Source organism: Arthrobacter sp. AL12 (genome assembly GCF_029960645.1).
Taxonomy (GTDB): Bacteria; Actinomycetota; Actinomycetes; order Actinomycetales; family Micrococcaceae; genus Arthrobacter.
The window spans coordinates 98,764-109,668 of sequence record NZ_JASBQY010000009.1 but is presented as its reverse complement, the minus strand read 5'-3'; the positions used below and the strand labels follow the sequence as shown (position 1 = coordinate 109,668).

The window sequence follows — 10,905 nt, the reverse complement described above, 5'->3', positions numbered from 1 at the left end:
AAGGCTACCTCTCGTCCGGCTCTCGCGTGCGTCGCCGGGCTGCGACGCCATCGATCACGAGCAAGAGCATAAGCAGGAAAGCCACGGGAAGCCCATAGAGGGCGGCGGAGGTGACCCAGGCGGGCGACACGGCGCTGTTGAAGGCCATCGCCATCACGACGCCGACGGCCGTGAGCGACAGCACGGCGGCGGCAGCCGCAACGATCAGCAGTGGCCGCCGGAAACGCAATGGAGTCATGGAGCTAACGCTAACAGTCCGGCCTGTCCCGCGCCCCAAACGGCCAAAATTGGCCGGGCAGGATAACCTTGACGGAACAGACCAACACGGTCCGGGCAGTCATACCCTGAACCCGCATATCAATGCGGATGCGGTGACCGCCGGCCGTGTCACCAGCAGAACGAAGAAGGTTGATTACGTGCCTACCGGCAAGGTCAAGTGGTATGACAAGGAAAAGGGCTTCGGATTCCTCGCGGGCGAGGACGGCCAGGAAGTCTTCCTGCCGAAGTCCGCGCTGCCCGAGGGCGTAACCGAGCTCAAGGCAGGCACCCGGGTTGAATTCGGAGTGGCCGACGGCCGCAAGGGCGCACAGGCCCTGGGTCTGCGCGTGCTGGACAAGGCACCGTCCATCGCCAAGGCCAAACGGCCCAGCGCGAAGGATCTCGCCCCGCTGGTTCAGGATCTCGTCTCCGTGCTGGACAACCTGTCCGGAACCCTGTCCGCGGGCAAGTACCCGGAAGGCAACAAGGGCAAGGCGATCGCCGTCGCCCTGCGTAAGGTTGCCGACGAGCTGGACGCGTAGGGCTCCGCGATGACTCCGGAAACTGATCAGACCGGCTCCCCCGCCGGGGACAAAACTGCCGCCGCGGATAGGAACGCCGGGGATAAAAAAACCGGAACCAAAGAAGGCAGCAAGCCGCGCTCCGGGGTTCCCGTATGGCGCACCGGCAAACCCGATGCCTTCCTGGCCGCCGCCGTCGACGTCGCCCGTACTGCCCTCGAGGGCATCGCCCCCGCCGAGCAGATCGGCCGGCACCTCGCGGCCAAGAGCGAGGGCGACCGCCTGGTCACGCACCTGTTCGAGTCAAAGCTGGCCGGCTACGGGGGCTGGCAGTGGTACGCCGTGCTCACCCGGAACTCCCGGTCCAAGGTTGCAACGGTCGACGAACTGGGGCTTTTGCCCTCCGATGACTCGATCCTGGCGCCCGAATGGATCCCGTGGGCCGAACGTGTCCGCCCCGGCGACGAACAGGGCGAGGACGAACTCACGGCAGCCGCAGTCGTGGCCCCGCCGGAGGACGCCGCCGGAGCCGACGCGCCCCTGGACGCGCTCGACGCCGCTGAGTCCGACGACGACGCGCCCGAAGACGACTCCGACGATGCGGACGGCAACGCGGACGGTGCCGGCGACGAGTACGACGCCGACGATGTCGACGACGACGAGTCCGACGACAACGACGACGACGTCCCGGGCGTGGCTACCGGAGACGCCCCCGACGACGAGTTGCCCGCCGCGCAGGCTGACTAACGGTTGGAACTATCCGGGACGCTGCAGAGTGAGGGCTGGGCATGATGTCCACCTTCAAGTCACTGCATATCCTGAACTACCGGATCTGGTTCATCGGCGCGGTGATCTCCAACATCGGAACCTGGATGCAGCGCACGGCCCAGGACTGGCTGGTCTTTGACCACCTGACCGACCACGACGCCAGCGCCATGGGCATCACGATGGCCCTGCAGCTCGGACCCCAGCTCTTTCTCGCCCCCGTGGCCGGGCTGCTGGCCGACCGCTTCAACCGCAAACAGCTGCTCATCCTGACCCAGTCCGCGATGGCGGTGCTGAGTGCAGGGCTGGGCATCCTGGTGGTGTCCGGGGCCGCGCAGCTCTGGCATGTCTACGGGTTCGCGCTGCTGCTCGGCGTTGTGTCCGCCTTCGATGCCCCGGTGCGGCAGACCTTCGTCTCTGAACTGGTGCGCGACGATTACCTGCCCAACGCGGTGGCCCTCAACAGCGCCTCCTTCAACGTGGCCCGCATGATCGGGCCTGCGGTGGCCGGCATCCTTACGGTCGCCGTCGGCCCCGGCTGGGTCTTCCTGATCAACACCCTGACGTTCGTGGCGCTGCTGCTGAGCCTGTGGAAGATTCCCACCGCCTCGCTGCGCCAGCTGCCCCGGGCCGCGGCCGGCAAGGGCCGGATCCGCGAGGGGCTGCGCTATGTGCGGTTCCGGCCGGACATCGTGGTGGTGCTGGTCGCGGTCTTTATCGTCGGGACCCTGGGACTGAACTTCGTACTGTTCATCGCGGCCATGGTCGGCACGGAATTCGGCCTCGATGCCAGCGCCTTCGGGCTGATGAATTCCATCATGGCCATCGGATCCGTCGCCGGCGCGCTGCTGTCCGCGGGCCGCCAGAAGCCCCGGCTGCGGATCATTTTCGGAGCGGCCGGAGCTTTCGGCGTCGCCTCCGGCATCGCAGCGCTGGCCCCCAGCTACTTCTGGTTCGGCGTGGCGCTGGTACCGGTGGGGCTCTTCGCCATCACCATGATGACGAGCGCCAACGGCTACGTGCAGACCACCACGGACCCCGTGATGCGCGGCCGGGTGATGGCGCTCTATATGGCGATCTTTATGGGCGGCACGCCCATCGGGGCCCCCTTCGTCGGGTGGGTTGCCAACGTCGCCGGTCCCCGCTGGTCCCTGAGCGTCGCCGCTGCCTCCGGCCTGATCGCGGCCCTGATCGGACTGGTGTGGATTGTCCGGGCCAGGCAGCTGCGGATCCGGTTCGACCGGCGCGCCCGGGGGCTGCGCCACTTCCGCGTGGTGTCCGCCGGCCCGGGGAACTCAAACGGGCCCGACGCGAACGGCGCCGCCCGGGATTAGACCCGGGCGACAGCGTCGGGCGCCCTCAAACGCCGGCGGACGCCGTCAAACGCTGACGCACTGACACCCGCGCTGGCGCGGGGAGCTACTTCTTCAGCTCGCCCACCACGAAGTCGATGCACTCCAGCAGCGCCGACACATCATCCGGCTCGATCGCCACGAAGGTTGCGATGCGGAGCTGGTTGCGGCCCAGCTTGCGGTACGGTTCGGTATCGACGATGCCGTTGGCGCGGAGCACCTTCGCGATCGCTGCGGCGTCGATGGAGTCATCGAAGTCGATCGTCGCGATGACGTTGGAGCGTTCCTCAGCCTTTGCCACGAACGGGGTGGCGTACTCCGAGGCCTCGGCCCAGCGGTAGATGCGGCCGGCCGAATCCGCCGTCCGTGCCGAGGCGAAGTCCAGTCCGCCGTTCGCGTTGAGCCACTGCACCTGGGCATCGAGGGTGACCAGCGTGGCCAGGGCCGGGGTGTTGTAGGTCTGGTTCAGCCGCGAGTTGTCAATCGCCGTCTGGAGGTCCAGGAAGTCCGGGATCCAGCGGCCGCCGGCCTTGATCCGCGCAGCACGCTCCAGCGCCGCCGGGGAGAACAGGCCAAGCCACAGGCCGCCGTCGGAAGCAAAGTTCTTCTGCGGGGCGAAGTAGTAAACGTCCGCTTCGGCGACGTCGACATCCAGCCCGCCGGCGGCCGAGGTGGCGTCAACCAGGACGAGGGAACCTGCGTCAGCGCCGGCCACACGCTGGACCGGAGCGGCAACGCCGGTGGAGGTCTCGTTCTGTGGCCAGGCATAAACGTCGACGCCGGCTTCGGCCTTGGCCGCCGGGCGGGTGCCCGCGTCGGACTTGATGATGCTGGAGTCCGCCAGGAACGGCGCCTTGTTGGTGGCGGAGGCGAACTTCGAGCCAAACTCGCCGAAGGACAAGTGCTGGGCCTTGTTCTCCACCAGGCCGAAGCTCGCGATGTCCCAGAACGCGGTTGACCCGCCGACGCCCAGGATGACTTCATACCCCTCGGGGGCGCGGAAGAACTGGCTGAGCCCGTTCCGGACCGATCCCACCAGATTCTTCACCGGCGCCTGTCGGTGGGAGGTTCCCAGCAGCTGCGACGCCGCGGCGAGGGCTTCCATCTGCTCCGGACGGACCTTGGACGGTCCGGCGCCGAACCGGCCGTCCTTGGGCAGGAGGTTGGCGGGAATCGTGATGCTGGTGTCGCTCACAGTGGCTCCAATTTTCGGCTGGTACAAAATTTTCGGCTGGTACAAAAGGTGCGGCTCGGGAGGCGGCCCGGCAGCGTGGCTGCAGCGGAGCCTTGCGTTTCATTCTGCCTGACTGCCCGGCGGGGGCGGCAAAAAAGCCCGTCACAGTCCGGTCACTGAGATTATCCGGAGTAATTCAAAATAGGCTAAGCTGGCCTGCGAACGTACGGCTGACCCCGCCAGGGCGCCTGCAGCACGCGGTACGGTGGGAATACGCAAGGACGGCGCTCGAGGAGCTGAGCTGAATGACGGATCTGATCGATACAACCGAGATGTATCTTCGGACCATTCTGGAACTTGAAGAAGAAAACATCGTCGCCCTCCGCGCCCGCATCGCCGAACGACTGCGCCACTCCGGCCCCACTGTGTCCCAGACCATCGGCCGGATGGAACGCGACGGGCTCGTGGTTGTTTCCGGCGACCGCCACCTGGAACTGACGGAAACAGGCCGGAAACGTGCCATCGAAGTGATGCGCAAGCACCGCCTTGCCGAGCGGCTGCTGGCTGACGTGATCGGGCTCGACTGGGCCTACGTCCATGAGGAAGCCTGCCGCTGGGAACACGTCATGAGTGAACGGGTGGAGCGGCGGATCTTCGAACTGCTGAACCATCCCACCGTTTCGCCTTACGGCAACCCGATTCCGGGCCTCGCGGAGCTGGGCGGTCTGCCTTCCCAGCCCTATGCCGACGGCGTCGTGAACCTGCTGGAGGCCATGGCCGGTTACGGTCCGGATTCCCGGATCATGGTCAGCCGGCTCGCCGAGCCCATCCAGGTCGAACCGGAACTGCTCGTCCAGCTTGATGAGGGCGGCATCCGCCCCGGCGCACGGGTGTCGCTGGAACGCGTGGGGGAGTACATCTCGGTGCGCGTGCCCGACATCGAGGGAGCCCTGGAGCTCCCGCCCGAGGTGGCGGCCCACGTCTTTGTTACGGTCGGTTAACCCGGGCTCACCGGGCAACTCGTGGGACCTCCCATGAGATGTCCACAGGTCGGTAACGGATTTATCACTGGACGGCTTAATCGCCTATAGTTGATCACTAGTACCGATACCAAAGCGTTATCTGATCCGAGCCGAGCTCTGCCAGCGGATCAGTCGCAGAACCACTTTCTGGCAGGGGCGGGGGAACCACTTCCGGCTGTTCAACAGCCTTGGGGTGAAGTCCGTCAGCGGCAAGCACGCTCGACCGAGGTCCTCCTTTGATGCCTCTGTGCCTGGATGCTTGCCCCGGCGGACCGGGTCTTTGATCTCTCTGACCCGAATCCGACAGCTAACTCCGCAGGCTCTCCAGAGAGGAACCTTTTTGACCACCCAGATCGTCAGGGGCCGCCGTCGTGCGACCGGCCCCGCTCCGGAGCCGCGTCCGGCCGTCGCCGTCACGGCAGACCGCCCACGTGACGCGCACCGCGACGAACGCAAAGGCCGCCGCAGCCCGTTCCGCCAGGTAACGGACTTCGCCGCCGCCAGTGGCGTAGGGCAAAAAGCCGGCATTGCGCTGGCTGCCACGGGACTGGTCCTCACCGTTGCCGTTCCCGCCACGGGCCCCGTAATGGCAACGGACACCGGGTCCGCCGCCGGATCCACCGCCGGTTCCGTCTCTGCGGCAGTCCAGCCGGATGTGACCGCCGCGGACGCCAAAATTGACTTCAACCGCAGCGCCGTCACAACCCAGAGCGACCCGGACGGCAAGCTCAAGCAACTGCTGAGCGCCCAATCGGTCGGCTCCATCACCCGCGCCGCGTCCGCGGGCAGCCTCGGGGCGCCCCTGGGCCAGCTGAAGACAGCGTCGCCCTTCGGATACCGGGTCAGCCCCATCACCGGCGGCTCCGGGGAGTTCCACCGCGGCCAGGACTACGCGGCCCAGTGCGGCACTGCCGTCCTTGCGGCGGCCAGCGGCACGGTCACGTTCACGGGATGGCATCCCTATGGCGGCGGAAACCGTGTGGTGATCGACCACGGCAACGGCCTCGAAACCACCTACAACCACTTGTCCTCCGCCAGTGTCAAGGTGGGCCAGCAGGTCACCCGCGGCGCTACCGTGGCGATGAGCGGCACCACGGGCGCCTCCACGGGCTGCCACCTTCACTTCGAGGTCATGGTCAACGGCGAAGTCGTCGACCCGACCGGCTGGCTCTAACCGAGCTGATGGGCCACTCTCACATTCATATGACACGCCGTGATCTGAATGTGACATTGAGCCCCAACTGCTGTACCGTATGACCTACGCCAACTTCTCCGAAGTTGGCGCTCTTGAGTGGATTGCCTAGCTCTGCCACCGCTCAAGGTCCGTTCGCATGACATCGTCTGGCAGGGGCGGGGGAACCAATTTTGGCCTTCGAAATGAAGGCCTTGGGGTTAAGTCGCAATGCTTCCTAGGAAGCAGCGCGGCCGGGTGACTCCCATCCGAATCCGACAGCTCACCTCGTAGGCATTGGGAGAGGCTACTTTCGTGTCTTCACGCCACAATGCTGCGCGTCACCGCGCTTGCGCGGCTCTTACGAGCCCGCTGAAATCCACCCTCGGCAGTGCCCTTCGTGGCGCCCGAAATGGATCTCACACCGCCGTCTCAAGCTCTGCTGAGTCCGGCCCGCAGGCTATGCACCTGCAAGCAGTTCCCGCTTTTGGCGCGTCTTCGCAGTACACCCTTCGCTAAGTAACCCATTTCGGGGCGATCCGGCGTACCCCCAAGATGCCGGAGCGTCCTCAGCCCGCGCCCAAAAAGCGCGGACCCAGGATCACGAAAGAGAGAACTTAATGACTACTCGTGCAAACGCACGGCACCGCGCCGAGGTCACCAAGACCAACTCGCTGGCCGTCATTGCCAAGGCCGTCGGCGACAACGCCGGTGGCATGGGTCGCCAGGCCGCAGTTATCGCTGCTGCCTCCGGCCTCGTCCTGACCAGCGGTATCGCAGCCAACGCTGCTGAGGCCAACGTTCAGCGCGACTCCACTTCCGCTTCCACCCTCGAAGTCCAGTCGGCCGCCCCGGCGACGATCTCTGCTGCTTCGACGATCGCCATCTCCTTCGAGAAGCCGGCGGTCACCACCACGGCGGCCCCCGTCGTGGAGGCCCCGAAGCCCGTCGTGAAGGTCCAGGAGACCCCCACGGCCACCACGGCCAAGACCGCCACCACGGCCAAGACCGCCAGCACCAAGGTCGGCGCCACTGCAGCCCCGGCAGCCAGCACCAAGGCTCCGGCCGTCGCCAGCGGCATGGGCGCCACGATCGCCGCTGCCGCCTACGCCCAGCTCGGCGTTGGCCAGGACTGCACCGCACTCGCCACGAACTCGCTGGCTGCTGCGGGCATCAACTACCACGGCTGGCCGGCAGGCTACCTGTCCCTCGGCCGCACGGTCAGCGCCGCCGAGGCACAGCCGGGCGACCTCGCCTACTACCAGAACGGCGGATCGGGCATGGCCCACATCGCTGTTTACGTGGGCAACGGCAAGGCCGTCCACGGCGGCTGGAACGGTGGAACCACTTCCCTGCAGAGCGTCAACGTCGGCTCCGGCCCGGTCTTCATCCGCGTCGGCGGCTAAGGCAACAACTGCCAGCAACTCAAGGACCCCTGCCATTCGGCGGGGGTCCTTTGCGTTGCCGGGACATGAACTTCGGCGCAAACGGGCGGGGCGGGCAAAAAAATTCGGTGAATTGGCATGTCCATGTTTACTCTTGTTTTGTCGATCCATAGCCCGACCATGCAGAGGGCAGCCGGCCCTCGTGCCCCTGGCGGGTGCGGCCGTGAAGAGGTATGCGGATGCGCACTCTCGTTCTGAATGCTGGATATGAACCGCTGGCGGTTGTCACCTTCCGCCGGGCGCTCGTCCTTGTGCTGGCTGGCAAGGCCAGTGTCGTGGCGGAAGGCGATGATCCCGTCGTCGGACCGCAGGACGTCCTGGGCCGGCCCTCGGTGATTCTCTTGCATCGCTACATCCGGCCCCGGTACAACACCGTGACAGCGGTGAGTCGCCGCGGGGTGCTCCGCCGGGACGGACACCGATGCGCCTACTGCGGCAAGGCGGCCCACACCATCGATCATGTCCAGCCCAAATCCAGGGGCGGCGCGGATTCCTGGGAAAACCTCGTCGCCGCCTGCCTGCGGTGCAACAACGCCAAGGGCGACCACACTCCGGGGGAAATGGGGTGGAAGCTCGGGTTCAGCCCCGCGCCGCCAAAAGGCACGACCTGGCAAATCAAGGAGCTGGAGAAACCGACGCCGGCGTGGGACCCTTTCCTGCTGCCGGAATCGGCTGCCTGACCCGGCGCTGCCCGGCGCGCCTTGGCCGCCGCGCCGGGACAGGACCCATAGCCAGTTAGGCTGGGCCGGTGGAATTTGATGCTGTCATTCTCGCCGGGGGCCGGTCGTCCCGGCTGGGGGGCGTGCCCAAATCCGGTTTGATGCACGACGGCGTCACCCTCCTGGAACGCGCCCTGCAGGCCGTGCGCGGCGCGGCCGCCGTCGCCGTCGTCGGGCCCGACCCGGGAAACCTGCCCGGGGGAGTGCTGAGCTGCCGGGAAGAGCCGGCCTTTGGCGGCCCCGCCGCAGCCGTCGCCGCCGGGATCTCCGCCCTGGAACAGCACCGCAGCGGCAACCCCCGCCACCCTGCCGCGGCGCCGCTGACCCTGGTCCTCGCCGTCGACATGCCCCGGGCGGACGCCGCCGTTGGCACCCTGCTGGCAGCCGCCGCGGAAGCCCCGCCGGGCGACGGGCTGATGTCAGTGTCGACCGACGGGCGCCGGCAGCCCCTGGCCGGCCTATATAGCACGGCTGCGCTACAACGGTGCGTGGCCGAGGCCAGGCAGCGCGGCGCGCTCGAAAACGCCTCGATATTCGCCCTTCTTGCTAGGCTGGAGGTGCGGGAGGTCAGCGTCCCCAGGGGCTCCACGGATGATGTGGATACCTGGGACGATGCCTCCGCGCTGGGGGTGACCGGCCCGGCTGACAGCCATGGCTTCGGCAGCCATCACCGCGGCAGCCATGGCCCAGGCCTCCGGCCCGGGGTTCCCCGGCTGAACTCGACTTTGGAGGCAAACGGTGAAAAGCCAGGATGAAACACTCGAAGACTGGTGCCGTGCCCTGCTTCAGGCCTTGGAACTGGAAGGCGTCGAGGTTGACGTGAACGAGGTCCTGGCCCTGGCGGGGGTGGCGGCGCATTCCGTAGTGCGCCCCGCCGCGCCGTTGACAACGTTTATTGCCGGCTTTGCCGCAGGACTGGCCACCGGTTCCGGCCAGGCCACGGATGCCGTCTCGATGCGGGCCGCGATGGGTGTTGCCCGGAAACTGGCCAAGGACTACGCAGCCAACGAAGCCTCCGGAGCATGACACCTGCACCCCCTCACGGCAGCGCAGCTGCCGCGGCGGTTGAGTCTGCGCCCCACCGGCACCTCGCGCACACCTGGCGGGAAGCCCGGCAGCTTGCCTTCGACTGTGCGACTCCCATCCCAGCCGCACCCGTGTCCCTTCGCGACGCGGTGGGGCGGAAACTCGCCGCCGATGTTGCGGCGCTTGTGGACATGCCGCACTACGCTTCCTCCGCCATGGACGGCTGGGCGGTCAACGGCAGCGGACCATGGATCCTCGCGGAACCCGGCCAGCGGCTGGCGCCCCACCAGGCCAGCCCGATCGTCACCGGCGGGCTGATTCCCCCCGGAGCGAAGGCCGTGCTGCGCAGCGAAAGCGGCACCATTGCCGCCGACGAGGACGGGCTGCCGGTCCTGCAGCTCGGCGGCGGAGCGAAGCCCGGCGAGCCTCGAAACGGCGAGCACATCCGGAAAGCCGGTGAGGAAGCCGCCGCCGGCGACATACTGATCCAGGGCGGCACCCTGCTCAACCCCGCCCACCTGGCCCTCGCGGCCCTCGCCGGCCACGACACCCTGCCGGTCCTGGGCAAACCCGTCGTCCGGCTGGTGTTCACCGGCTCTGAAGTGGTCACAGCCGGTATCCCCCGGCCGGGGCAGGTGCGCGACACCTTCGGTCCCCAGCTCGCCGGCGTCATGGAAATGCTCGGTGGGATCTGTGCCGGCGAAACGAAAATCGGCGACGGCTACGCCGAATGGCTCAGCGCGCTCGAGGACACCGACCCGGCGGCCGAAGCCGGGCCGGCTGATGAACCGCAGCCGCCCGTCCGGTCCGGCACTGAACCGCTGCCCGCCGACGTCGTCATCACCACCGGCGGCACCGGCCGCTCCGGGACCGACCACCTGCGCCGTTCCGTGGCCGAACTCGGCGGACGGCTGCTGATCGACGGCATCGCGATGCGTCCCGGCCATCCTGCCGTGCTGGCCGAACTCCCGGACGGCAGGTTCATCATCGGGCTGCCGGGCAACCCGCTCGCGGCCATGATGGCACTGTCAACCATCGGCGGCCCGCTACTGGCGGCGCTGGGGCACCGGTCCCTGCCGCCCGTCACCGAGGTCCCCTGCGGCGCCATGATCGACCCTGACCCGGGCCGGACCCGGCTGATGCCCTTCCGGCTGCTCTACGGCATGGCGTCTCCGGCACAGCACACCGGACCGGGCATGATGCGCGGACTGGCCGCGGCCGACGGCGTCCTGGTGGTCCCGCCGCACGGGGTCCAGCTGGGGGAAACCGTCCCGGCCTTCACCCTTCCCTGGGGCGCACCCCTCCCGGTGCCTGCGATGCCCAAAGGCAAGCCCGCCCCCAAACGGCCCGCCCGGAAGCCCCCCGGTACCGTCGGGCCCGTGGACTGGAGCGAACTGCTGGGGTAGCGCCCGGTCTTGAACCCGTGCTGGCCACCCGGCCCAGTGCTTGTCA

At 67.6% G+C, this 10,905-nt stretch carries 11 protein-coding genes, 1 pseudogene and 2 riboswitches; of the genes and pseudogenes, 10 read left to right on the top strand and 2 right to left on the bottom strand.

Annotation, left to right across the window (positions count from 1 at the left end; all coding sequences use genetic code 11):
• Positions 1 to 4: 4 nt before the first annotated feature.
• The gene (locus QK291_RS11770; RefSeq protein ID WP_282381996.1) at positions 5 to 238 is read right to left on the bottom strand and encodes a hypothetical protein; all 234 of its coding nucleotides are present in this window, start codon (positions 236 to 238) and stop codon (positions 5 to 7) included.
• 178 nt (positions 239 to 416) lie between these two features.
• On the opposite strand from QK291_RS11770, the gene QK291_RS11765 reads away from it, so the two are divergent.
• The 3 genes and pseudogenes from QK291_RS11765 to QK291_RS11755 all read left to right on the top strand — a co-directional run bounded on the left by QK291_RS11765 (position 417) and on the right by QK291_RS11755 (position 2,878).
• Positions 417 to 800, top strand: a complete 384-nt coding sequence (locus tag QK291_RS11765; RefSeq protein ID WP_282381994.1) for a cold shock domain-containing protein — start codon at positions 417 to 419, stop codon at positions 798 to 800.
• A gap of 9 nt (positions 801 to 809) precedes the next feature.
• Positions 810 to 1,265, top strand: a pseudogene (locus QK291_RS11760) (DUF3027 domain-containing protein); the annotation flags it as partial.
• A 305-nt stretch (positions 1,266 to 1,570) separates the two neighbouring features.
• A complete protein-coding gene (locus QK291_RS11755; RefSeq protein ID WP_282382103.1) occupies positions 1,571 to 2,878 on the top strand; it encodes an MFS transporter in 1,308 nt (435 codons plus the stop codon).
• Between the two features lie 85 nt (positions 2,879 to 2,963).
• On the opposite strand, the gene serC is transcribed toward QK291_RS11755, so the two are convergent.
• Entirely contained in the window at positions 2,964 to 4,091 is a 1,128-nt protein-coding gene (gene serC, locus QK291_RS11750) for a phosphoserine transaminase (RefSeq protein WP_282381991.1), read from the bottom strand.
• 284 nt (positions 4,092 to 4,375) lie between these two features.
• On the opposite strand from serC, the gene QK291_RS11745 reads away from it, so the two are divergent.
• The 7 genes from QK291_RS11745 (at position 4,376) to QK291_RS11715 (ending at position 10,859) form a co-directional block, all read left to right on the top strand.
• Entirely contained in the window at positions 4,376 to 5,071 is a 696-nt protein-coding gene (locus tag QK291_RS11745; protein WP_282381988.1) for a metal-dependent transcriptional regulator, read from the top strand.
• A 149-nt stretch (positions 5,072 to 5,220) separates the two neighbouring features.
• Positions 5,221 to 5,429, top strand: a riboswitch (cyclic di-AMP (ydaO/yuaA leader).
• A gap of 3 nt (positions 5,430 to 5,432) precedes the next feature.
• Positions 5,433 to 6,266 (top strand): M23 family metallopeptidase, encoded by an 834-nt coding sequence (locus tag QK291_RS11740; RefSeq protein ID WP_282381987.1) that lies wholly within the window; start codon positions 5,433 to 5,435, stop codon positions 6,264 to 6,266.
• 148 nt (positions 6,267 to 6,414) lie between these two features.
• A riboswitch (cyclic di-AMP (ydaO/yuaA leader) is annotated at positions 6,415 to 6,574 on the top strand.
• A gap of 309 nt (positions 6,575 to 6,883) precedes the next feature.
• Complete coding sequence (locus QK291_RS11735; RefSeq protein WP_282381985.1) at positions 6,884 to 7,669, top strand: NlpC/P60 family protein; 786 nt, start codon at positions 6,884 to 6,886, stop codon at positions 7,667 to 7,669.
• A gap of 218 nt (positions 7,670 to 7,887) precedes the next feature.
• Entirely contained in the window at positions 7,888 to 8,388 is a 501-nt protein-coding gene (locus QK291_RS11730) for an HNH endonuclease (protein WP_282381983.1), read from the top strand.
• A 68-nt stretch (positions 8,389 to 8,456) separates the two neighbouring features.
• Positions 8,457 to 9,182: an NTP transferase domain-containing protein gene (locus QK291_RS11725; RefSeq protein ID WP_282381981.1), complete on the top strand. Its 726-nt coding sequence runs from the start codon at positions 8,457 to 8,459 to the stop codon at positions 9,180 to 9,182.
• Complete coding sequence (locus QK291_RS11720) at positions 9,166 to 9,453, top strand: DUF6457 domain-containing protein (RefSeq protein ID WP_282381979.1); 288 nt, start codon at positions 9,166 to 9,168, stop codon at positions 9,451 to 9,453. Before QK291_RS11725 ends, QK291_RS11720 begins: the two co-directional genes overlap by 17 nt.
• The gene (locus tag QK291_RS11715) at positions 9,450 to 10,859 is read left to right on the top strand and encodes a molybdopterin molybdotransferase MoeA (RefSeq protein WP_282381976.1); all 1,410 of its coding nucleotides are present in this window, start codon (positions 9,450 to 9,452) and stop codon (positions 10,857 to 10,859) included. The genes QK291_RS11720 and QK291_RS11715 overlap by 4 nt, the downstream gene beginning before the upstream one ends.
• The last annotated feature ends 46 nt before the right edge of the window (positions 10,860 to 10,905 follow it).